The 23,729-nt window shown below is 67.7% G+C and carries 17 protein-coding genes; 9 read left to right on the forward strand and 8 right to left on the reverse strand.

The genetic code is table 11. The features are described 5' to 3' along the window. Positions 1-212 precede the first annotated feature (212 nt). The 3 genes from IEY68_RS27490 to IEY68_RS27500 all read left to right on the forward strand — a co-directional run bounded on the left by IEY68_RS27490 (position 213) and on the right by IEY68_RS27500 (position 2,910). Positions 213-1,451 carry a Mur ligase family protein gene (locus IEY68_RS27490; protein ID WP_082681138.1) on the forward strand — a complete coding sequence of 413 codons (1,239 nt, stop codon included), beginning with the start codon at positions 213-215 and terminating at the stop codon, positions 1,449-1,451. After that, the gene (locus IEY68_RS27495) at positions 1,448-2,158 is read left to right on the forward strand and encodes a type 1 glutamine amidotransferase (protein ID WP_058853413.1); all 711 of its coding nucleotides are present in this window, start codon (positions 1,448-1,450) and stop codon (positions 2,156-2,158) included. The genes IEY68_RS27490 and IEY68_RS27495 overlap by 4 nt, the downstream gene beginning before the upstream one ends. A gap of 107 nt (positions 2,159-2,265) precedes the next feature. Then, positions 2,266-2,910, forward strand: coding sequence for a hypothetical protein (locus IEY68_RS27500; protein WP_058853414.1), 645 nt, complete (start codon positions 2,266-2,268; stop codon positions 2,908-2,910). Positions 2,911-2,931: 21 nt separating this feature from the next. Here the strand turns inward: IEY68_RS27500 and recR are convergent, their stop codons facing one another. Next, positions 2,932-3,540, reverse strand: a complete 609-nt coding sequence (gene recR, locus IEY68_RS27505) for a recombination mediator RecR (protein WP_058853415.1) — start codon at positions 3,538-3,540, stop codon at positions 2,932-2,934. An 18-nt stretch (positions 3,541-3,558) separates the two neighbouring features. Further along, positions 3,559-3,885: a YbaB/EbfC family nucleoid-associated protein gene (locus tag IEY68_RS27510; RefSeq protein WP_058853416.1), complete on the reverse strand. Its 327-nt coding sequence runs from the start codon at positions 3,883-3,885 to the stop codon at positions 3,559-3,561. A 141-nt stretch (positions 3,886-4,026) separates the two neighbouring features. Between IEY68_RS27510 and IEY68_RS27515 the strand changes: the two genes are divergently transcribed. Both IEY68_RS27515 and IEY68_RS27520 read left to right on the forward strand, forming a co-directional pair. Next, complete coding sequence (locus tag IEY68_RS27515) at positions 4,027-4,575, forward strand: hypothetical protein (protein WP_229719052.1); 549 nt, start codon at positions 4,027-4,029, stop codon at positions 4,573-4,575. Positions 4,576-4,641: 66 nt separating this feature from the next. Then, on the forward strand, positions 4,642-4,995 hold the full coding sequence (locus IEY68_RS27520; RefSeq protein WP_058853417.1) for a VOC family protein: 354 nt from the start codon (positions 4,642-4,644) through the stop codon (positions 4,993-4,995). Between the two features lie 110 nt (positions 4,996-5,105). On the opposite strand, the gene IEY68_RS27525 is transcribed toward IEY68_RS27520, so the two are convergent. Then, positions 5,106-5,540, reverse strand: a complete 435-nt coding sequence (locus tag IEY68_RS27525) for an SRPBCC family protein (RefSeq protein ID WP_058853418.1) — start codon at positions 5,538-5,540, stop codon at positions 5,106-5,108. Between the two features lie 482 nt (positions 5,541-6,022). On the opposite strand from IEY68_RS27525, the gene IEY68_RS27530 reads away from it, so the two are divergent. Both IEY68_RS27530 and IEY68_RS27535 read left to right on the forward strand, forming a co-directional pair. Beyond that, on the forward strand, positions 6,023-7,459 hold the full coding sequence (locus IEY68_RS27530) for an FAD-binding oxidoreductase (protein WP_058853419.1): 1,437 nt from the start codon (positions 6,023-6,025) through the stop codon (positions 7,457-7,459). Then, positions 7,456-8,772: a class I SAM-dependent methyltransferase gene (locus IEY68_RS27535; RefSeq protein ID WP_058853420.1), complete on the forward strand. Its 1,317-nt coding sequence runs from the start codon at positions 7,456-7,458 to the stop codon at positions 8,770-8,772. The genes IEY68_RS27530 and IEY68_RS27535 overlap by 4 nt, the downstream gene beginning before the upstream one ends. A 22-nt stretch (positions 8,773-8,794) precedes the next feature. Here IEY68_RS27535 and IEY68_RS27540 read toward each other — a convergent pair whose 3' ends face one another. The 4 genes from IEY68_RS27540 to IEY68_RS27555 form a co-directional block, all read right to left on the reverse strand. Beyond that, positions 8,795-12,643, reverse strand: coding sequence for a serine/threonine-protein kinase (locus IEY68_RS27540; RefSeq protein ID WP_082681152.1), 3,849 nt, complete (start codon positions 12,641-12,643; stop codon positions 8,795-8,797). Between the two features lie 492 nt (positions 12,644-13,135). Beyond that, on the reverse strand, positions 13,136-15,286 hold the full coding sequence (locus tag IEY68_RS27545) for a 3-hydroxyacyl-CoA dehydrogenase NAD-binding domain-containing protein (RefSeq protein ID WP_058853421.1): 2,151 nt from the start codon (positions 15,284-15,286) through the stop codon (positions 13,136-13,138). Positions 15,287-15,327: 41 nt separating this feature from the next. Continuing rightward, on the reverse strand, positions 15,328-16,539 hold the full coding sequence (locus IEY68_RS27550; RefSeq protein ID WP_058853422.1) for an acetyl-CoA C-acetyltransferase: 1,212 nt from the start codon (positions 16,537-16,539) through the stop codon (positions 15,328-15,330). 296 nt (positions 16,540-16,835) lie between these two features. Beyond that, on the reverse strand, positions 16,836-19,451 hold the full coding sequence (locus IEY68_RS27555) for a DNA polymerase III subunit gamma and tau (protein WP_062998217.1): 2,616 nt from the start codon (positions 19,449-19,451) through the stop codon (positions 16,836-16,838). Between the two features lie 140 nt (positions 19,452-19,591). On the opposite strand from IEY68_RS27555, the gene IEY68_RS27560 reads away from it, so the two are divergent. Next, a complete protein-coding gene (locus tag IEY68_RS27560; RefSeq protein ID WP_058852990.1) occupies positions 19,592-21,871 on the forward strand; it encodes an MMPL family transporter in 2,280 nt (759 codons plus the stop codon). Continuing rightward, on the forward strand, positions 21,868-22,563 hold the full coding sequence (locus IEY68_RS27565) for a TetR/AcrR family transcriptional regulator (RefSeq protein WP_058852989.1): 696 nt from the start codon (positions 21,868-21,870) through the stop codon (positions 22,561-22,563). The genes IEY68_RS27560 and IEY68_RS27565 overlap by 4 nt, the downstream gene beginning before the upstream one ends. A gap of 1 nt (position 22,564) precedes the next feature. Here the strand turns inward: IEY68_RS27565 and IEY68_RS27570 are convergent, their stop codons facing one another. Continuing rightward, entirely contained in the window at positions 22,565-23,509 is a 945-nt protein-coding gene (locus IEY68_RS27570; protein ID WP_229719054.1) for a neutral zinc metallopeptidase, read from the reverse strand. Positions 23,510-23,729 lie beyond the last annotated feature (220 nt).

A 23,729-nucleotide genomic window follows, 5' to 3' on the forward strand; every position in this document is an offset into this window, starting at 1 on the left:
GATTCTCGACGGGGCCGCAGACCCTGGCCGGGGGACAAGCGCGCAGACCCTGCGTGAACGCCGGCACCCTGCTCGGAGCTGTGGCGTGCACCCTGACAGCGGTAAGGCGAACACCACCCGGACCTGCCCCCGGCACCGGCACATTGTCACCGAGTTGTGAACTGCCCCGCGCCGCGCGAGAACGGGCGGAACGGGTCATTAGACTGCGCGGCGTGGCAGAGATATCGGTGCGGGGGCGACTGGCCCTCGGGGTGGCGGGCGCGGCGGCGTGGGCCTCCCGCAAGGCGGGCCGTGGCAACGGATCGATGATCGGCGGGCTGCTCGCGCTGAAAGTCGACCCGCAGATCATGAAGCAGCTGGGTCGCGGCCGGCGCACCGTGCTGATCACCGGCACCAACGGCAAATCGACCACCACCCGGATGACCACCGCCGCGCTGAGCACGCTGGGCGAGGTCGCGACCCAGGCCGACGGTGCCAATATGGACGCCGGGATCGTCTCGGCGCTCAATGTGCACCGGGACGCGCCGCTGGCCGCGATCGAGGTGGACGAACTGCATCTGCCGCATATCACCGATGCGCTGAAACCCGAGGCGGTCGTGCTGCTGAACCTCAGCCGCGATCAACTGGACCGGGTCGGTGAGATCAATATGATCGAACGCCGGCTGCGCTCGGGTCTGGCGCGGCATCCGGACACCGTCGTCATCGCCAACTGCGACGACGTACTGGTCACCTCCATCGCCTACGACCATCCGAACGTGGTGTGGGTCGCCGCCGGCAGCGGCTGGGCGATGGACGCCACCAGCTGCCCGCGCAGCGGAGAGCCGATCCTGTGGGAGGGCCCGCACTGGTACAGCACCGGTGCCGATTTCTCCCGGCCGCAACCGGATTGGTGGCTCGACGGCGATAAACTCTGCGGTCCCGACGGAGTCCGGTTGCCGCTACGGCTGGCCCTGCCCGGCCGGGCGAACCGGGGCAACGCCGCGCAGGCGGTGGCCGCCGCGGTGGCGATGGGCGCCGATACCGAGCAGGCCTGCGCCGCCACCGGAACCGTGCGGGAGATCGCGGGCCGCTACCGCACCGTCCAGGTCGGCGAACACGCCGCCCGGCTGCTGCTGGCCAAGAACCCGGCCGGCTGGCAGGAGGCCCTGTCGATGATCGACCACAGCGCGTCCGGGCTGGTGATCGCGGTGAACGGGCAGGTGCCCGACGGCGAGGACCTGTCCTGGCTGTGGGATGTGCGGTTCGAGCATTTCGAGGATGTCCACGTTGTCGCCGCCGGGGAGCGCGCCACCGATCTCGCGGTGCGGCTCACCTACGCCGGGGTCGCGCACACCACCGTCGCGGACCCTGTACGCGCCATCGCCTCCTGCCCGGCGGGCCCGGTCGAGGTACTCGCCAACTACACCGCCTTCCGCGATCTCAACCGTGACCTCCAGGAGCGGACCCGATGAGTGATTCGACAGTCCGGATCGGGCTGGTGCTACCCGATGTGATGGGCACCTACGGTGACGGCGGTAACGCGCTGGTGCTGCGGCAGCGGTTGCGGTTGCGCGATATCGACGCCGAGATCGTGGAGATCACCCTGCCCGATCCCGTCCCCGACTCGCTGGACATCTACGCCCTCGGCGGCGCGGAGGATTCGGCCCAGCGCCTGGCCACCCGCCACCTGCTGCGCTTCCCGGGCCTGCAGACCGCGGCCGGGCGCGGCGCTCCGGTGCTGGCGATCTGCGCGGCGATCCAGGTCCTGGGCCGGTGGTACGAGACCTCGAGCGGCGAACGAGTGGAAGGAGTCGGCCTGCTGGACGCCACCACCTCCCCGCAGCAGACCCGCGCGATCGGCGAGGTGACGACGAACCCGCTGCTCCAAGGACTGTCCGCACCGCTCACCGGATTCGAGAACCATCGCGGCGGCACCACGCTGGGACCGGACGCCACCGGGCTGGCGCGGGTGACCCGCGGGGTCGGTAACGGTGTCGGCGACGGCCTGGAAGGTGTGGTGCAGGGTTCGGTCCTGGGCACCTATATGCACGGCCCCGCGCTGGCCCGCAACCCCGAGCTCGCCGATTACCTGCTGTGTCGCGCACTCGGTGTGGACTCGTTGCCGCCCCTGGAGCTCCCCGAGGTCGACCAGCTCCGCCGCGAACGCCTCCGCGCCTGAGGTGAGTTGCCGGCGCCGCCTGCGGCGCCACGGGTCGAGTCCCCTCAGTGTCGATGGTCGACCCCGACCGCTCGAGGGCCCGAGGCGGCGGCGCATAAACTTCCTGGATGAGTTACGACCATGTGCTACTGCCGTCCGGTGTCGCCTTCACCCCCGCGGAGGTCGACGCGTATCTCACGACTCAGCAGGGACAGCCCGAATCGGCCGTGGTCGCGGAGCTGGCGGCGGAGCTCAACGCGCGCAACGCCGAACTGCCCGAATCCGACAGTTTCCTCAGCGTGTCACCGCTGGGCGGGGCGCCGACCGGATCGGCGCTACAGGTGCCCAGCCCCTACGACGCCATCGGCTTCGTACGCGAGCTGCTCTTCGAGCTGGCCACGCCGCGGGAGTACGCGGTGTACGACCCGCAGCTCACCTGGTTGATCGACCCCGCCGGACATATCCCGGTCACCGTCACGCACGGCGGGGCGGGCGAATTCCCTTATCTGACAGAGCGACTCGCCGCCGATTGGGTGCGCGAACTCGCGGACCCGAACCCGTATCTGATCGTGGAGCGGGAACTGGAGGTCTATATCCAGACCTACCGGGAGTCCGAACAGGACTACACCGTGGAATACCGCGACGGCGGGTCCGATCGCCATTTCACCGCTCTGGTCACCGGTCCTGACGCCGTCGCCGGACTTATCTGGGATTGGGCCCGCGAGGATCGCGCCCGGCTCGACAGCGTGCCCTGGAAGCGGCTGGAGTTGTGACCGCCGCCGCGGGTCCGGTGGTTACAGTGTGCGCCGGCCGGAGAACGCCCGGCCCAGCGTCAGCTCGTCGGCGAACTCCAGATCACCGCCCATGGGTAGACCGGACGCTAGGCGGGTGACGGTGAGTCCGGGAAAATCACGCAGCATTCGCACCAGGTAGGTCGCGGTCGCCTCGCCCTCGGTGTTCGGATCGGTCGCGATGATCACCTCGGTGACGTCCACCCCGTCGTCCTGGCTCCCGATGCGGGTCAGCAGTTCCCGGATGCGCAACTGTTCCGGGCCCACCCCGCTCAACGGGTCGAGAGCGCCGCCCAGCACGTGATAGCGCCCCCGGAACTCCCGGGTCCGCTCGATGGCCGGAACGTCCTTGGGTTCCTCGACCACGCAGATCATGCTGCGATCACGGCGCGGATCCGCGCAGATCCGGCACAGATCGCCGTCGGCGACCGTGCCGCACTGTGCGCAGAACCGCACACCCTCGCGGATCTTCTGCAGTACCGCCTGGAGCCGGTCGAGCTCCGGCGGTTCCACTCCGAGCAGGTGGAACGCGATCCGCTGGGCGCTCTTCGGACCGACGCCCGGTAGTTTCCCCAGTTCGTCGATGAGATCCTGAACCGGACCCTCGTACACCGCGATTCCCCGGCGCGATCAGAAGCCGGGCAGACCCGGTGCGCCGCCGGCCAGTGGTCCCAGCCGCTCGGCCGCCAGTTGCTGGGCGTTGGTCATGGCGTCGTTGACCGCTCCGATCACCAGGTCCTGCAGAGTTTCCACATCCTCGGGATCGACTGCCTTCGGATCGATCGTCAGCGCCAGCACCTCACCGGTCGCCTTGATCGTCACCCGGACCAGACCGTTTCCGGCCTGACCGTCCACCTCTGCCGCGGCGATCTCGGCCTGCGCCGCCATCACCTGCTCCTGCATCTGCTGGGCCTGCTGGAGCAACTGCTGCATATCGAACTGACCATCGGGCTGCACGGGATTCCTCTCTACGGACGGGTCACAATTCAGCCTAGACCGCCTCGGTCGCCGATTCCGCCGCACCCATGTCCGCCTAGTATCGGATTCGCCGGTGCGCTCGTACCGAGCCGAAAATCTTTAGTGTTACTGGAGTTCGACTTGTCCAAGGGATATTTGCTGGGTGCCCTCATGATGGTGTCCGGCGTGTTCCGCGCGGCCGCAGCCGTTGCCGATCCCGAGGTGGCCGCCGACCACGGCAACGGATGCGTCATCGATCCCGCCACACCGGCGGTGACCATCGACTCGTTGCGCTGGAATTGCACCGACGACCAGCACGTCCAGATCTATCATGCGGCCCGGGCGGGTGCGGTGCCGTCCGGGGTGAAGAACGGCTGGGTGACCTCGACCACGCCCATCGAACCCCTCACACCCCCGTTCTGGCTCGGGAAAACCTTCGACACCGGCCCCGACGGCGGACGGTTGACGAACCGGGTCACCGGCGCGGATATCGAGGGCTGGCCGGCGAAGGTATACCTGGCGCCCTCGCGCGTGGACGGCGAACAATCCTGGGTGCTGGACTACACCCCCGCGATCACCCCGCAGGTCTACGACGAGATCCGGGAGGTCGTGCCCGGAGTGTGGCTCGGCTACTCCTGGTGGCGCGGCGACCGCCAGGACCCGGTGCTGCTGTCGTTCGTCCTGGCGTGAGGAAGTTGTCGGTACGTGCACTGATGATGCGGGAAATCCCGGCTCATCTCGAGAACAGGAGACACAATGGGACTCACCATCGCCTGCACCACCTACGACTGCGACAACGCCGCCGAACTGGCGAGCTTCTACGCACAACTGCTCGATCACCCGGTAGACCCCGAAGCCTCCGAGTTCTTCGCCACCGTCGGCCGTGAATCGGGGATGACCCCGCCGCTGATGTTCGTCAAGGTGCCCGAACGGACACCGGGCAAGAACTCGATCCACCTGGATCTGCTGGCGACCGACCTGCCCGCCGAGATCGAACGAGCCCTCGCCCTGGGCGCCCGGCATATCGGCGACTTCGGCGAGGTCGGGATCAAATGGACCACCCTCGCCGACCCGGAGGGGAACCTGTTCGATATCGCGACTCTCCCCTGACCGTTCCCGGCCGCCACAACGCCGGACCCCGGCACCCGTACCGGGCGGTCACCGGCGCGGATCGTCCCTCCGCTCCCGGCGACCGTCCGATCCGGTCGAGCTCGGCCTGATCAGGCCAGTTCGCGCTTCAGGTTCTCCAGCACCTCGGCCTGGATCTTGCGCAGGCCGAGGGGCGCGAAAATGCCCTCGAAGATGCCCTTGACACCGCCGGCGCCCTGCCAGGTGGTCTCCAGGGTGATCGTCGAACCGGAACCGGCCGGGGCGACCGTCCAGGTGTTGACGAGCGAGGAATTGGCGTCCTTCTCGGTGACGACGTGGTCGGCGACCGAAACCTGGGCGCGGATGTTGCGCACCCGGCTCTCGGTAGCCTGCAGGGTCCATTCGGCGACGGTGCCGTCCCCCTGCCCGCCCTCGACGACCTTGTAGTCGCGGTAGTGCGCCGACAGAATCTTCGGGCGCACCTCCGTGTAATCGGTGACCGCCGCCAGCGCGCGCTGTGGGTCTGCGGCGACCTCGGTCGAACTGCCGGCTTTGACCTGTCCCACGGTGAACTCCTTGTTTATTTGCGTCGCCTTCGGCGCCGCGGGGTCGGGGCCCTGTTAACCCCGGTTCTTCACTCCGCCGCTCGGTCGCTGCGCTCCTTCGCTCTGTCGCTCCAGAACCGGGGCGAGCCGCGACCATCAACGCCGAACGCCCACGGTAGTCGGTGGGATCGCCATCGGTCGAGAAAGCCCACCTGCCACAGCGAAAGGGTCGACCAACCACCTTTGCGGGTGCGCCGATCCCCAACCTCTACAAGCGATCCGCGCCCACTTTCCCATCGGGCAAGGCCCCTGGACATCCTCGCGTCCCGGCGCCCTCCTCCCTCACATACGGATGCGAATAAATACCGACAATTCCGGAATAGCGGTCAATCCGCATGAACCGATAATCGAACACGGTGCAACGGATATGTGACATTTCGCCACCGACGATCCCCCCGCAGTGGCCGCTCGAGACCAAGTAGGACTAGCGTCTAGACGTGGCAATGAGTCTGTTGGGGAAGGCCGGCCACGGTCCGGCCGCATATGAATCCGGGTTCGCCGCATATCGGGCAGGTGTCGATCGCCTGCTCGCGAGCTATCGCGCCATCCCGGCGGGCGCAAACGTGCGGCTGGCCAAGAAGACTTCCAATCTATTTCGCGCGCGAACGAAGAACACAGCACCGGGACTGGACGTCTCGGGGCTCACCCACGTGATCGAGGTCGACCCGGACGCCAAGACGGCCGAGGTCGCGGGGATGACCACCTACGAAGACCTGGTGGCAGCCACCCTGCCGTACGGTCTGGCGCCGCTGGTGGTCCCGCAACTCAAGACCATCACCCTGGGTGGTGCGGTCACCGGGCTCGGTATCGAATCGACCTCGTTCCGCAACGGCCTGCCGCACGAATCGGTCCTGGAGATGGAGGTGCTCACCGGAGCCGGTGAGATCGTCACCATCACCCCGGACGGAGCCGACGCCGAACTCTTCCGCGGTTTCCCGAACTCCTACGGCACACTGGGTTACACCACCCGCTTGAAGATCGAGCTGGAATCGGTTCCGCCGTATGTGGAGCTACGTCATCTGCGGTTCCACGACCTGCGCGAACTCGAGTCCGCATTGGAGCGGGTCGTACTGGAACGCAGCTTCGACGGGGAGCGGGTCGACTACCTGGACGGTGTCGTGTTCAGCGCCGGGGAGAGCTACCTCACCCTGGGCAGGCAGACCGACGAACCGGGCCCGGTGAGCGACTACACCGATATGGACATCTACTACCGGTCCATCCAGCACGACGGCTCGGCGCCGAAACGCGATCGGCTCACCATCCAGGACTATCTCTGGCGGTGGGACACCGACTGGTTCTGGTGCTCGCGCGCGTTCGGGACGCAGAACCCGAAGATCCGGCGCTTCTGGCCGAAACGCTATCGGCGCAGCAGCTTCTACTGGAAGCTCGTCGCGCTCGATCATCGCTACAACATCGGCGACAAACTTGCCGCACGCAGGGGCGATCCGCCGCAGGAGCGCGTGGTGCAGGACATCGAGGTGCCGGTGGAGCGCACTGCGGATTTCGTCGAGTGGTTCCTGCGTGAGATCCCCATCGAACCCCTCTGGCTGTGCCCGCTGCGGCTGCGCGATTCCGCCGCGGCGGACGACGCCCGGCCCTGGACGCTGTATCCGCTGCGCCCGGGCCGCACCTATGTGAATATCGGCTTCTGGTCGGCGGTTCCGAAATCCCCCGGTCAGATGGATGGCGCGGCAAACCGTTCCATCGAGAAAACCGTCACTGAATTCGACGGACACAAATCCCTGTACTCGGATTCTTTTTACGAGCCCGAGGAATTTGCCGCTCTTTATGGCGGTGAAAGTTACAAATCATTGAAAAAACGCTACGACCCCGGCCAGCGCCTGCTGGATCTGTACTCGAAGGCGGTGCAACGCAGATGACGACATTCAAGGATAGATCCGATGCTTTCGCGGACCCGGGCACCCGGCTCAGCATCGCGGAGGTTGTCGAGACCCTGGTCGACGGCAATGTCCCCATAAAGCTGACCGCCTATGACGGCAGCACCACGGGCCCTGTGGACTCCGAGTTCGCACTCGAGATCCGTAATCCGCGCGGGATAAACTATCTCGCCAACGCCCCCGGCGATCTCGGTCTCGCCCGCGCCTACATATCCGGCGATATGGACGCGGCGGGGGTACATCCGGGCGATCCGTACAAGATTCTCGCCGCGATGACCGATCTGAAGTTCAAGCGTCCCTCGGCGCTCTCGCTGGTGGCCATCGCCCGGTCGCTCGGTTGGGAGCGGCTGCGGCCGGTGCCGCCACCGCCACAGGAGACCCTGCCGCGCTGGCGCCGGATCGCGCTGGAGGGGCTGCGGCACTCCAAAGCCCGCGACGCCGAGGTCATCCACCACCACTACGACGTCTCGAATACGTTCTACGAGTACGTCCTCGGTCCGTCGATGACCTACACCTGCGCGTGTTACGGCGACCGGGACTGGACGCTGGAGCAGGCGCAGGAGAACAAGTACCGGCTGGTCTTCGAGAAGCTGCGGCTGAAAGAGGGCGATCGCCTGCTCGATATCGGTTGCGGTTGGGGCGGTATGGTCCGCTATGCCGCCAAGCGGGGGGTCCGGGTCATCGGTGCCACCCTGTCGGCCGAACAGGCCTCCTGGGCGCAGCAGAAGATAGCCGAGGAGGGGCTCGCCGATCTGGCCGAGGTCCGCCATTCCGATTATCGCGACATCACCGAAACCGAGTTCGACGCGGTGTCCTCGATCGGGTTGACCGAACATATCGGGGTCCAGAACTATCCGTACTATTTCCGGTTCATCCAGGGCAAGCTGCGTGAGGGCGGTCTGTTCCTGAACCACTGCATCACCCGGCCGGACAACACCCGGACCACGAAGGCGGGCGATTTCATCGACCGGTACGTGTTCCCCGACGGGGAGCTCATCGGCTCCGGCCGGATCATCAGCGAGATCCAGAACATCGGCCTGGAAGTACTGCACGAGGAGAATCTGCGCGAGCACTACGCGCTGACGCTCACCGAGTGGTGCAAGAACCTGGTGGCCAACTGGGACGCGTGCGTGGCCGAGGCCGGCGAGGGCACGGCCAAGGTGTGGGGCCTGTACATGGCGGGAAGCCGACTCGGTTTCGAACGCAATGTCGTGCAGCTGCACCAGGTACTGGGTGTGAAACTGGGAGCCTCCGGGCAGCCCGGGGTGCCACTGCGGCCCTGGTGGCAGCCCTAGCCACCCGGTCCGATCACCGGGCTCAACTGAGCAGTTCGTCGAGGAAGCGGATCGGGACACGGATCGCACCGAGGGTGCGGACCGTGTCCGTTCCGTCCGGCGTGGTGACCGGCAGGTCGTCACGCACCACGCGCAGGATCTCGCGCACCGCCGGACCCGCGTCCAACAGCGGCCGGGTCCAGCCCAATTCGGCGCAGGTGGAAACCGCCGGCGCCAGCAGCGCGGCCGATTCGCCGACCCAGCCCGCGGCGGCGAGGCATTCGGCGAGCAGCAGCGACATATCGAGCTGGGCTCGGGGCCGCCGCTGTTCACCGGTCCGCCCGTAGAGCGCGCGGGCGTGGCGGGCTGCGCGTTCGTGCTCCTGCCGGTCTCCGACTTCGAGCAGGGCACGGATGATGGTGATCTCACCGGCCTCGAGGTTCAGCACGGTCGGCGCGCGATCCGGGCCGGAACCGCGGTCTCGTCCGGTGAGTTCGGGCAGGCTGCGCGCGGTGCTGTCGGCGGCTTCCGGCCGATCGCCCGGCCCCGGTCGCACGATTCCCAGATGGATCTGCTCGGCCCGGATATGAGCGGCCAGCCGGGTCAGTTGATGATCGGCCGCGATCCGCGATCCCTCGGCCAGCCGGACCGCGGCCGCGGTGAGATCACCGCGCAGAGCCTTCACCCGGGCGCCGGTGACGATGGTGGCGATCAGCGATTCGATCGGGCCGATCCGGGCCACCAGCTGGTAACTCTCGTCGAACAGTGCCTCGGCGGCGGCCAGATCACCACCCCGGTATTCCAGTTCACCGAGCAGCCCGGCCACCGCGCGGACCCCGTGCGAACGCGGCCCGGACCGGGTCTGCGCCGTCTTGTAGGCCTGCCGGTAGGCGCTCAACGCGGCCGGGATATCGAGCTGTTCATAGGCGATGAGTCCACGACCACACCATGCGAAGATCTCCCCCAGCGGTTCCCGTGAACGCTCCTGATACGGCCGCGCCCACTCCAGCATGGCCGCCGCCGCCGGATAGTCGAATTCGCAGATCCGGACATAGGCCTGGATATTGGCCGCGGTCGCCACCGTCCACGCCGGTAACTCGTCGGGGTGTTCGAGCGATTCGGAAACCTGCTCGAAGACGCCGGCGATGCGATCGTGGGAGATCTCGTCGGAGGCGGCGAGTACCGCGGCCTGGCACCGCTGTTGACGGACCTCGCCGTCGTCGTCCGGACTCCGCGACAGTACGTTCGACAGCCGGTTCAGCGCGGACCGCGCGGCGGTGGACTGTTGCAGATTCACGTTCGCGCGAGCCACCGCCATCAGCAGTTTCGAACGCGTTGCGACCTGCTGTACCGGCAGTTTCGAGACCGACCCGAGCAGCGTCGCGACCCGCGACCCGTCGATCAGGTCCATCCCGCCGCTTTCCAGCAGATCGAGCGCGGTCTTGAAATCGGTACCGGCCAGGGAATGATCCACCGATTTGCGCAGCAGTTGATGTTCGGCGTACCAGCGCGCCGCCCGGCGGTGCAGCGCTCTCACCCGACCCGGGCGGGTCCGGTCCAGCCGGGCACGCAGGTATTCGGCGAACAGCGGCTGCATCCGGTACCACTCCGGATCCTCGTCGGTGTGCCGCACGAACAGTTCACGCCGCTCGGCCTGTTCGAGCAGTCGCGGGGCCTCGTCATTCCCGGTTATCGCGGTGGCCAGCGACCCGTTCGCCTGCTCGATCACCGCGAGATCGGAGAGGAAGTCGAGCATCTCCGGTTCCAACGTGTCCAGCACGTTCTCGGCCAGGTACTCGCGGATACCGTGCCCGCCTTCCGACATCCGGTCCAGCAGACCGGTGGGATCCGGGTCGTCGCGCAGTGCGAGGCTGATCAGCTGGATCGCGGCGGGCCAGCCGTCGGTGGCGGCGTACATCCGGTCGATCTGATCGGAATCGAGGGTGAAACCGTTGCGCCGCACCAGGATTTCACCGGTCTCGGCCCGAGTCAGGCGAAGCTGCTCGGAATCGATCTGCACCAGTTCGTCGTTCATTCGCATCCGGCCCATCGGCAGGTCGGAGGGGTCGCGACTGGTCACCACGAACCGCAGGTGGTGGCAGCCGCTGTCCAGTAGCGCCGACAGCACCCGCAGCGCGCCGGGATCGCTGAGCCGATGCCAGTCGTCGATGATCACGACCACCGGTTTCCCGCTGGTATGCAGCTCGTCGATCAGGCTCGATATCGCGAACGTGACCGTATCCGCGGGCCGCTCCTCGAGCATCTGCCCCAGCCCGGCACCGATCTCGGGCCGGACCCGGTTGACGGCCTCGATCAGATGCGCCAGGAACCAGACCTCGTTGTCGTCCCCACTGTCGATACCGATCCAGGCGACGGGAAGGTCCAATCCGGCCAGTTCGTCACGCCATTGCGCGGCCAGCACACTCTTACCGAATCCGGCGGGGGCGTGGATAACGGTGAGCCGGCATCCGACACCGTCGCGCAGGATATCCAGCAACCGTGGCCGCCGCACCGGTTCCCGAGGAGGCGTGGGTGGGCGGAACTTGGTGGCCGGGCTCGGCGGCAATGTCGCCGAGCGTTCCGGCGCGCTACCGGCCGTGCCGAGTCGACCGGCCGCACCGGTGTGCGGATCCGTCCCGCCGCTTCGTCTACGCGCACGGGCGACGCCGAAAGGGCTCGGAATCTGTGCCGCGGCACCGGTGGCACCCCTGTGCCCCGACATCGTGGGCGGTAGCAGCGGCCAGCTCCGGCGCGCGGTCACCGCGGGCGTCCTGTCGTGTACGGGCGGTTCGGCGTCGACGGCCGTGACCTCGGGATCCAGCAGCGCCATTTCGTCCGGAACCTGGTCGTGTGCGAGCTGCACCGCGCGCAGCATCTCGCCGAATTCGTAGGCCGAGGCCGGGCGTTCCTCCGGTTCCTGGGCCATGGCCTGTTCGATAACCGCGGCCACATCGGCCGGAATATCCTGTTCGCGAAGGTCCGGTACCGGTTGGGTCGTGATCCGGAGGAACTGCGCCACCACGCGTTCCCCCGCCTGCCGCTCGAACGCGGCATGGCCGGTGAGCAGGGCGAAAAGGGTCGCGCCCAGACCGTACACATCGGAACGCACCGTCGGTTCGTCGCCTTTGAGGACTTCGGGGGCGGTGAACGCGGGCGAGCCGGTGATCTGGCTGCTCGACGTGCGGAAGCCCCCCGGCATCCGAGCGATCCCGAAATCGGTGAGCTGCGGTTCCCCGTAGGAGCTGAGCAGCACATTGGCCGGTTTCACGTCCCGGTGCAGGATCCGCGTCCGATGCGCGCTCTCGATGGCTCCGGCCAGTTTCACCCCGACGCGCAGCGTATCGGTCCAGCTCAGCGGACCCACCTCATGGATGAGACGTTCCAGCGAACCGTGCGTGGCAAACGGCATCACAATGAACGGCAATCCGCTGGCGGTCACATCGACCTGCAGGATGTCGACGATATTGGGATGTCCCGACAACCGGCCCATCGCGTGTTCCTCGCGTAGAAACCGCTCCCGGCTCTCGGAATCGAGATCGGAGGAGAGCACCTTCACCGCGACCACCCGATCCAGCGCCCGCTGGACACACCGGTACACGATCCCGAAGCCGCCGCGGCCGATCTCGTGCGCTTCGGTCAGACCCAGCGCCGCGAGTTCCCGCGAGATCCGTTCCGTTTCGTCCGGGTCGGGTTCGGCCGGGCTCGCGACACCCCTGGTGGGTTCGGGGGGCGCCGCCGTCTCGGACTTTCCGGCTTCTCCGGCCGCCTCGGCGTCATCGGGAACAGCCGCCTTTTCCGGATCAGCGGCTCCCTTCGGAGCAGCGGCGCCAGGAGAGACGTATGCGTTATCCGATTCGCGGCCACCGGGGCCCGAACGCGTTCGTGGAGTCATCTCACCACCTCGCACTCGTAACGAATCGGCCGCGGAGGCGAATCCCGCCGCCATACCGTTCCGGTCTTCACTTCCAACGTAGCGCGCCCGATACCCCGATGGGTGGTTTCATCCGGCTCGCGTGTCCTGTTCGCAGGTCTCGATTTATATCGCGCCGACCGCGGCAGGGGTTACTCGCGACCATCCCGGCAACGGAACCGCCACCCGACCCACCAGGTCACTTGCGCGCGACGGTGGCAATTATCCCCAGGCATCCACAGGTTTCCGGGTATTCACACGGCCGTCCGGGACCACATGTCGGGTTCGTTCCGTTGCGATAACGCCAGAAGATGCGACCGGCGGCCGGTGTCCTACGCGACTGCACCGAAGTCTGCGGCCGTCTCGCCCCGCTCCACGGCAGCCGGCGCCGGAAAACAGCGCAACCCGTCCCACCGTGTGGTGGGACGGGTTGCGGGCGGTTCTACAGCCGGCCGGTGACGACCGGTTCAGGACCTACTTGCGCAGCGCGACCGGGACCTCGAAGCGCTTGCCGTACTTCTTCGCCAGTTCGTCGGCCCGGGCCACGAAGCCCTCCTGGCCACCGGGGTAACCGACGATGAACTGGTGCACACCACCGGTCCAGGCCGGGAACCCGATACCGAAGATGGAGCCGATATTGGCGTCCGCGGTGGACTCCAGAACACCTTCGTCGAAACACTTCTGGGTTTCGATGGCCTCGGCGAACAGCATGCGGTCGATCAGATCCTGCAGCGGCACGTTGAAACCGGTGGTGGTCTTGAAGTGCTCGCGCAGCTGCGGCCAGATGTTGAGCCGTTTGCCGTTCTCGTCGTACTCGTAGAAACCGGCCTTCTCCAGGCGGCCCGGACGACCCTGCTCGACCATGTAGTCGACCACATCGATGGCCGGGTGCCGTTCGGTACCCATAGCGGCGTCGCCGGCCTTGGCGGCAGCTTCGGTCTCCCGGGCGATCTTCTGCATGAGCTTCATGTTCAGCTCGTCGGTCAGCTGCAGCGGCGGCGCCGGGTAGCCCGCCTGCGAACCGGCCTGCTCGATGGTCGCGGGCTCGATACCCTCGCCCAGCATGGCGATCGCCTCGTTGACGAAGGTGCCGATCACGCGGGAGGTGAAGAAGCCGCGGCTGTCGTTGACGACGATCGGGGTCTTCTTGATGGCGAGGGTGTAGTCGAACACCCGGGCCAGGGCCTCGTCGGAGGTCCGCTCACCCTTGATGATCTCCACCAGCGGCATCTTGTCGACCGGCGAGAAGAAGTGGATACCGATGAAGTCTTCCTGGCGCTTCACACCTTCGGCCAGGCCGGTGATCGGCAGGGTCGAGGTGTTGGAGCCGAGCAGCGCGTCGGGGGTGACGATGTCCTCGATCTCCCGGAACACCTTGTGCTTGAGATCGGTGCTCTCGAAGACCGCTTCGATCACGAAGTCGACACCGGCGAAGTCGGCCGCGTCGGCGGAGGGCTTGATCCGGTCGAGCAGCTCCTTGGACTTCTCCTCGGTGGTCTTGCCCCGGGACAGTGCCTTGGCCTCGATCTTCTCCGAGTAGTTCTTGCCCCGCTCGGCCGCCTCGATGGTGACGTCCTTGAGCACTACCTCGTAGCCTGCCTTGGCCGATACGTAGGCGATACCGGCGCCCATCATGCCCGCGCCGAGCACGCCGACCTTCTTGATCTCCTTCTTCGGCACATCCTTCGGCCGCGAACCGCCGTTGTTGATGGTCTGCAGATCGAAGAAGAAGGCCTGGATCATGTTCTTCGCGACCGGCCCGGTGAGCAGGTGCACGAAGTAGCGGGACTCGATCAGCGACGCGTCATCGATCCCGACCTGCGAGCCCTCGACCGCCGCGGCCATGATGGCGCGCGGGGCGGGCATGTTCGCGCCCTTGATCTGCTTGCGCAGATTGGCCGGGAAGGCCGGGAGGGTCGCGGCGAAGGACGGGCTGGCGGGGGTGCCGCCGGGGATCTTGAAGCCCTTCTTGTCCCACGGCTGCACGCCGCCCTCGGGGTTGGCCTCGATCCACGCCTTGGCGGCGGGGACCAGTTCCTCGATCGAGCCGACCAGCTCGTCGATCAGGCCGATCTCCTTGGCCTTGGCCGGCTTGTTGCGCTGGCCCTGGAGCAATACGCCCATGAGCGCGTTCTGCAGGCCGAGCATGCGCACGGTGCGGATGATGCCGCCGCCGGCGGGCAGCAGGCCCAGAGTGGCCTCGGGCAGGCCGATCTGGGAGCCGCGGACATCGGCCGCGATCCGGTGGTGGGTCGCCAGCGCGATCTCCAGGCCGCCGCCGAGGGCGGCGCCGTTGATGGCGGCCACGACCGGCTTGCCGAGGGTCTCCAGGCGGCGCAGGGCCGACTTGATCTCGCTCAGCTCTTCCATCAGCTCGGGGCCGTTGTCCGGGCCGACCTGCATCATGTTCTTCAGGTCACCGCCGGCGAAGAAGGTTTTCTTCGCGGAGGTCAGCACGACACCGGTGATGTCGTCCTTCTCGGCCTCGAGCCGCTCGACCGTCGCGGTCATCGACTTCTTGTAGAGGTCGTTCATGGTGTTGGCGCCCTGGTTCGGGTCGTCCATCGTCAGTACGACGATGCCGTCCGAATCCTTCTCCCAACCGATCATGTTGGCTTCGCTCACGGTTTTTCTGTCTCCTCGGGATTAAAGGTTCGGTCCGGGCGTCAGACGCGCTCGATGATGGTGGCGACACCCATACCGCCGCCGATGCACAGGGTGACCAGGGCGTACCGGGCGTTGCGACGCTCCAGTTCGTCGACCATGGTGCCGGTGATCATGGCGCCGGTGGCGCCCAGCGGGTGACCCATGGCGATGGCGCCACCGTTGACATTGAGCTTCTCGTCCGGGATCTGCAGATCCTTCTGGAACTTCAGCACCACGGAGGCGAACGCTTCGTTGATCTCGAACAGGTCGATATCGTCGACAGTCAGACCGGCCTTGGCCAGCACCTTGTGCGCGGCCGGGGTGGGGCCGGTGAGCATGATGGTGCTGTCCGCGCCGCTGGTGGCGGTGGCGACGATACGGGCGCGCGGGGTCAGGCCCGAGGCCTTACCGGCCTCTTCGGTGCCGACCAGGACCAGCGCGGCACCGTCGACGATGCCGGAGCTGTTGCCGCCGTGGTGGACGTGCTCGATCTTCTCGACGAAGTGGTACTTCTGCAGCGCCACCGCGTCGAAGCCGCCCATTTCACCGATACCGGCGAAGGACGGGTTCAGCTTGGCCAGATCCTCGACGGTGGTACCGGGCCGCATGTGCTCGTCACGATCCAGCACGGTCAGGCCGTTGATATCCTTGACCGGAACGATCGACTTGGCGAAGTAGCCGCCGCTGGTCGCCTTGGCGGCCAGATCCTGCGAACGCACCGCGTAGGCGTCGACGTCCTCCCGGGTGAAGCCTTCGATGCTGGCGATCAGGTCGGCACTCACACCCTGGGGTACGACGTAGGTGTCGTAGTTGGTGGCCGGGTCGAGCATCCAGGCGCCGCCGTCGGAGCCCATGGGCACGCGGGACATCGATTCCACACCGCCGGCCAGGACCAGGTCCTCGAACCCGGAGCGGACCTTCTGGGCCGCCATGTTCACGGCCTCGAGGCCGGAGGCACAGAAGCGGTTGATCTGCACACCGCCGACCGTCTCCGGCAGTCCGGCGGTCAGCACGGTGGTGCGGGCGATATCCGAACCCTGGTCACCGACGGGGGACACGACGCCGAGGATCAGATCCGAGATCCGGTCCTCATCGAGGTTCGGGAAGCGGTTACGCAGCTCCTGCACCAGCCCGGTGGTCAGATCGATCGGCTTGACCGAGTGCAGCGACCCCTTCTTGTTGCGGCCGCGCGGGGTGCGGATGGCCTCGTAAATGTAGGCCTCTGTGGTCATATCGGAATGTCCCTTCCTAGGAGTACGCCCGCCCGCACCTGGCGGGGCAGACGCGAGTTACCTCGCCGACCGGCCGTTCGACCGACCGTCCGTATTCAGTTGGCAGCGCTGACGGGCCGGTCACCCGCGCGGGCATACGCTGTACAAACCACGGCACAGGCCAGCAAAGGGGTACCGAGCGGCCCGTACTTCACGGCCCACCATAGAACCTCGTCTCGCCGAAGTCCGCAGCCACCCGCCCATAGTACCGCCGGATGCGAACTCCGGTTAACTTAACGTGGTCGAGACGGTGCTTGTCAACCGTTCAACGGGGTGGCGCCCAGCTCACTGGCCAGGAGTCGCAAGGCGACATCGTCCGGGTCGCGACGCTCGCCCGGGGCGACCGGCTGTGTCGACTCCGCGAGCATCTCCCGCTCCTCCTCCGGAGTGGACGGCGGCACGCTGTTCGCTGTGTAACCGTGATCATCCGGATCATCGGGCAGGTCCGGAAAATCCGGGGGCGGAATATCGTCGTACGGGTTCGCCGTGGCCGCGCCGGCGGCCTTGGCCTGGCTCGGTCGCGAGAACCGCGGCGGCCGCCGAGCCGAATCGCCGGCATTCCCCCGCGCACCGGCGCCCGACCGGGTACCGCCGTCCGATCCGCCCGCGCCGCTGTCCTGCGCCGGGGTGGAACCCGTCGCCGACCCCTCGGGGCCATCGCCGCGGCGTATCTCGGTCGGCTCACCCGCGGACCGGCTCGGAGCCGGTCGCTGCGGGCCGCCTCGTCGACCACCGTCGGATTCACCCGACTCGGTGTCACCGGATCGGTGCCCGCCCCGCTCACGTCCGCCCGGACTCCGCGCCACCTGCTGCCCCGTGACCACCCACCGGACCGGGTGCTCCCGGCCGAGTACCGCGGTCACGGCCGAACGGACCGCGGACAGCGGTTGCGGCTGAGAGAGGCGCTGGACGAGCGCGGCATGGTGGGCCAGCACGATCTCACCGTCGTCCACCCCGGCCACCGACGCCCCCGAGGTGAGCATCGCCCCGATCGTCGGCCCGAACTCCCGGACCTTGACCTTGATCTCCGGCCACGCGGCCTCGACCGCCGCCAGCAATTCCGGGTCCGCCGGAGCGGGGCCTGCCTCCGGGCCGGGCGCCGTCGTGGCATCGGAGGCCGCTTCGTGTTCGGCGGGGGACCCACTCACAGGTGGGCGGCCGACCGTTTCCGCACTCGCCGGAACCTCGGCCGGGGGCGATCCCGCGCCGCGCGAAATCTCTTCCGAACCGGACGTGGTCGTCACGGCCACCGCATCCGGCTGCGCGGCCACCGCATCCGGCTGCGGGGTGACCACGTCCGGCCGCGGGGTCGCCGCAGCCCGAGGAGGGCCGACGGGCGCGTCCGTACCCGCGGCTCGAGTGTCCTCGCGGCCTTCGGATATGGGGCGTTGCGGTCCCACCGGACCGCTTTCGACCTCTACGGACGCCGATGGAGCAGCGGCGGATTGCGAGGGGGGAGGTGGAGCCTCCTGGTCGCGGCCGCCCGGACCGGTCACGGGACGCCCCGGACCCGGCTCCGTGGCTTGCGGCTCGCCGGCCGCCGAATAGTCCGGTGCCCGCCCGGTCTTGGACTCCCGCAGAGCGGCCAGGGCTTCGGCACCCCGGCGGCGGGACGGGTCGGACCCGGACGGGCGCGCGGGCGGCGGAGCGGCTTCGACGGGCGGAGCGCCCACCGGCGCGCTACTCGCGGGCGCGGCGGCCGGTGCCGCGACGACCCCGGACGCGACCCGGCGTTCCAGTTGTTCCAGCCGCTGCAGAGTCGCGGCCTCGGATTCGTCCGCGGCGGGCAGCAGCATCCGGGAGCAGACGACCTCGAGCAGCAGCCGCGGCGCGGTGGCCCCGCGCATCTCCCCCAGCCCGGCGTGTAGGAGTTCGGCGTAGCGCGTGAGGGCCGCGGGACCGAGCCGGGCGGCCTGATCACGCATCCGGCCCAGCAGATCGGCGGGCGCGGCTACGAGTCCGCGGTCGGTGGCGTCGGGTACGGCCTGGATCAGAATCAGGTCGCGCAGACGCTCGAGCAGGTCCACCGCGAACCGACGCGGATCGTGGCCGGCTTCTATCACCCGATCGACAGTGCCGAACAGTGCGGCCCCATCGCCGGCCGCCAGCGCGTCGACCGCGTCGTCGATCAGCGCCACATCGGTCACCCCCAGCAGTGCGACGGCGCGCGGATAGGTGACGCCCTCGGCCCCGGCGCCGGCGAGCAACTGGTCCAGCACGCTCAAACTGTCGCGCGGAGACCCACCGCCCGCGCGGATCACCAACGGGTACACCGCTTCTTCCACGGACACCTGTTCCTGCTCGCAGATTCCGCCGAGCAGGCCCCGCATGGTGGCGGGAGGCAGCAGCCGGAACGGGTAGTGGTGGGTACGCGAGCGGATCGTCGGGAGTACTTTGTCCGGTTCGGTGGTGGCGAAGACGAAGATCAGATGGGCCGGGGGTTCCTCGACGATCTTCAGCAGCGCGTTGAATCCGGCCGTGGTGACCATATGCGCCTCGTCGACGATGAACACCCGGTACCGGGATTCGGCGGGCGCGTAGAAGGCCCGGTCACGTAGTTCGCGGGTGTCGTCGACACCACCGTGACTGGCGGCGTCCAATTCGATCACATCGAGATTGCCTCCGCCGCCGGGCGCCAAGGAGGCGCAGGAGGAACAGGTGCCGCAGGGGGTGGAGGTGGGGCCCTGCACGCAGTTCAGCGAACGCGCGAGGATCCGGGCCGACGAGGTCTTTCCGCAACCGCGCGGACCGGAGAAGAGATAGGCATGACTGATCCGGCCGGTGTCGAGCGCGGTACACAGTGGGTCGGTGACATGCTCCTGGCCCACCACGTCAGCGAACGTTGCCGGTCGGTATTTCCGGTACAGAGCCACGGCCAGAGGTTACCGGCGGAGACCGACAGTGCGCACCCGGCGTGGGTCCCGCCTCGCCACGGAGTTCGGTAGGCCCTTCCCTCATCTGTGTTAACAGCGTTACGCTAACGCCACTAACTTACTAGGTCGGGGGCCACTACATGTTGATACGCATCGCGCAGTTCACCACCAGATTTCCGCGCGCCATACTCATCGGGGCACTGGCCGTCGCACTGCTGTGCGGAATTTTCGGTGCCACCGCGGCTTCCGGGCTGAAATCCGGTGGCTTCGTCTCCGAAGACGCCGAATCCATCCGGGCAGCCCAGATGCTCACCGATAATTTCGACGGTGCCGCGCCCAACTACATCCTGCTGGTCGAATCTCCCGACGGGGTCGACGCGGACCAGGTGCGGAGTCGCGCCCTGCAGATCATCGACGTCCTACGAGCCCGGCCGGACACCGCCGGGCTCCAGTCGTACTGGACCGCGCCGTCACCGGCGGTCGCGAGCGCGCTGCGCAGCACCGATGGTGAATCCGGGCTCATCGCGGTCGATTTCGAGGGCGATGAGACCCAGATCCAGGAGGCCGCCGGAGAGCTCAGCGGGCAGGTCACCGGCACCGCAGACGGTGTGACCGTCCGGGCCGGCGGTACCGCCGCGACCTTCCACGAGGTCAACAACCAGATCACCCATGACCTCGCGGTCGCCGAGACCGCGGCGATCCCGCTGACCCTGGTGGTGCTCGTACTGGTCTTCGGCAGTCTGATCGCCGCGTCGTTGCCGCTGATCGTCGGACTGTTCGCGATCGCCGCCACCCTGGCGATCCTGAAACTCTTCACCCTGTTCACCGACGTCTCCATCTACGCGATGAACCTCACCACCGCGCTGGGCCTGGCACTGGCCATCGACTACAGCCTTTTCATCGTCAGCCGGTTCCGGGAGGAACTCGCGGCCGGTCTCGACCCGCGCGCGGCCACCGGTCGTGCCCTGCAGACCGCCGGGCGCACCGTGTTGTTCTCCGCGGTCACCGTGGCGCTGTCACTGTCGGCGATGCTCGTCTTCGACCTGTACTTCCTGCGCTCGTTCGCCTACTCCGGTGTCGCGGTCGTGGTCGCGGCCGCCGTCGCGTCGATCGTGGTGCTGCCCGCCGCGCTGGTTCTACTCGGACACCGGGTCAACGCGCTCGATCTGCGCGCACCGATACTGCGGCTGTTCGGCCGCGAACCCGCGCCGCTGGGCGCCCTGGTACCGGAGCAGACCGGCTGGTACCGGCTGGTCAAGCGGGTCATGCGGGCCGCGGTCCCGGTCGCCGTGGTGATCGTGGCACTGCTGCTGGCGCTGGGCTCACCGTTCCTCTCGGTGAAATTCGGCTATCCCGATGAGCGGGTGCTGCCGAACTCGGCGTCGAGCCGGCAGGTGGGCAACGAGATCCGCGCGGAGTTCCCCCGTGCCGATCCCGGCGGCAACACCGCGATCGTGCTGGACGGCTACCGCGATGGGCGCGGGGTCGGCGAATACGCGGCCCGGCTGTCCGAGGTCGACGGCGTCAACGCCGTACTGTCCAGTTCCGGCGTGTACGTCTCCGGGAACCGGCTCGCGCCCACCCCGCCCGGTATGAGCAACGACACCGGCACCTACCTGACCGTCACCTCGTCACTGGATCCCTTCTCCCCCGCCGGCGGCGACCAGCTGGACGCATTGCGGGCGGTCGACGCACCCGCCCCGCCCGTGTTCGGTGGTTCGGCCGCGGTGAACGAGGATTCGCTCGGCGCATTGGCCGACCGGCTCCCGCTGGCCGGGTTGCTCATCGTATTGTCGACGTTCGTGGTGCTGTTCCTGTTCACCGGCAGCTTGGTCCTTCCGCTGAAAGCCCTACTGCTGAACACTCTTTCGCTGACCGCCGCGTTCGGTGCCATGGTGTGGATCTTCCAGGAGGGCCATCTGGAGGGGCTGCTCGGCTTCACCGCGGTCGGATATCTGGTGCCCACCATGCCGATCCTGATGTTCTGCCTGGCCTTCGGCCTATCCATGGACTACGAGGTGTTCCTGCTGTCCCGTATCCGTGAGGAATGGTTGCGCCGGCGGGCCGGACGCACGGGATCGGAGCACGCGGAGGAGGACAACACCGAGTCCGTCGCCATCGGTGTGGCCCGCACCGGCCGTATCTTCACCGCCGCGGCTGTGCTGATGGCGATCGTGATCGGCGCTCTGACCACCTCGAAGGTGTCGTTCATCCAGCTGATGGGCCTGGGCTTGACCCTGACCGTGCTCGCCGATGCCACCCTCATCCGCGCGCTGCTGGTTCCGGCACTGATGAAACTGCTCGGTCCGCTCAATTGGTGGGCGCCGAAACCACTGGCCCGATTGCACGACCGGATCGGGTTCAGTGAGGAACCGGCGGAAGCGTCGGCACCCACCGCCGAACCACCGGTGCGCGTATGACCGGGCGGCCACGATCTCCGCGCGGATCCGGAGGACGGCTACGCGCGGAGATCATCGCCGCTACCCGGGAACTTCTCGAGCGCACGGGCAGCGTCGGAGCGGTATCGATACGAGCCGTCGCGGGCCTGGTCGGAGTGAGCGCGCCCTCCATCTATCGGCACTTCGCCGACAAGGACGCGTTGATCGAGGCCGCGGTGGCCGAGGTGTTCGAAGCGCTGGACACCGCGATGCAGGCGGCGGTGGATCCGGCGGACCCACCGGCCCTGCGGCTGCACCGGCTCGGCCTCGCCTACGTCCGATTCGCCCTGGACCACCCCGAGCAGTACCGGCTCGCGACCATCCCGACCACCCACCAGGGCGCCGTGGACATGGTCCTGACCAGCGGCGCGTTCCGGTATTTCGCCACGACGGTGGAAGAAGCGATGGCCGACGGGCTGATCGACCGCGCGGATCCGACACCGCTGGTACTCGAATTATGGGCAGCGGCGCACGGTATCGCCTCACTACTGCTGGCGAAACCGTATCTGCCCTGGGGTGATCCGATGACCGTCGCCGAAAGGGTGCTCGACGCGGCATGTTTCGGACATATCCTCGGAGAGCTGATGGGGCCCGACAAGTCCCCGGCCGAGAGGACCCAGTGGGCGATGGACCTCCGCACGCGGATCCGCGAACCGCGATCGTCCGCGAATTGACTCAGCTCACCGCGCCGGCCGCCGCGGTGAAGGTGTTGCACTCCGCGGTCAGATTGTGCTCGACGCCCAGCCCGAACCAGCGTCCGCCGTTCTCCGGAGTGCCGTGATCACGCATATCGCCGTGCTGATCGCCGCGGTGATCGGCATCGGTTCGCGCGTCGGTCAGCTGCTGACCGGTGAGCGCACCGCCGTCGGCCGCGGACACCAGATACATCCCGTCGAAACAGTTGGCCTGCAACTCCACCCGCCGCGACAGTTCGAGCCCCTCGGTGCTGCGTGCGCCCGCGTCGACACGGGCACTGTTGGCGGCGAGCAGGATCCCGGACATGTTCTGGATGTGATGGCCGTACTCATGGGCGAACACCGACAGGTAGACCACCCAGTTGTCCTCGTAGTAGTCGGTCTGCAACTGGCTGATCGGCATATACACGGTCCGGTTCGCCGGGCAGTAGAAAGCGGCGAAATTACTGGTCGAGCCGGTGCACGGTGTAGTGATGCCGTCGGTACTCGCCGATACCAGCACGGTCGGGGGCTCGAACGGCAGACCCGCGTCCTCGAGTACCGGCTGCCAGGCCGACTCCAGGCATCTCCCGGCGCTCTCGAAGAACGCCCGGGCCGTATCCTCCTCGGCCGACCACGGCGAGTACTCGCAATCCGCGGGGATCAGCGTGGCATCGGCATCGGTGAGCAGCGGATTCGTCCCCGTCTGGGCGGGGCCGGTTTCGCCGGTGTCGTAGCTGTGCTCGGGCTGCGGACCGAGCACTCGCAAAGTGTCGGAATTCAGCGCCCCTCGCACCAGTGCGCCGACCAGCACCACGATCACGGCGAGAACCAGCAGCAACGTACTGCCACTGCGACGGCGGGTGCGCGGCCGCGGCGCGTTGGGCAGCCGATAGGGCACCGGCGGCGGCATGGGCGGAGCGACGATCGGCCGATAGCCGGCCATCGGGCCCTGCGGCGGGTAGCCGGGCTGCCGGTACGGATATCCCGGGGCGGCAGGGTATCCGGGGCGAGGTCCCGGATAGGGCGGCCGCGGCGGTCCACCCGGCCGGGGACCGTACTGTGGCCGGCCGCCCGGCGGTATCGGCTGCCTGCCAGGAGGTACCGGTCCGCGTCCGTAAGGTGGTTGTGTCACTCCCCCGGACCCCCTCGCATTCTCCGATCAC

The organism is Nocardia jinanensis (assembly GCF_014645735.1).
Classification (GTDB): domain Bacteria; phylum Actinomycetota; class Actinomycetes; order Mycobacteriales; family Mycobacteriaceae; genus Nocardia; species Nocardia jinanensis.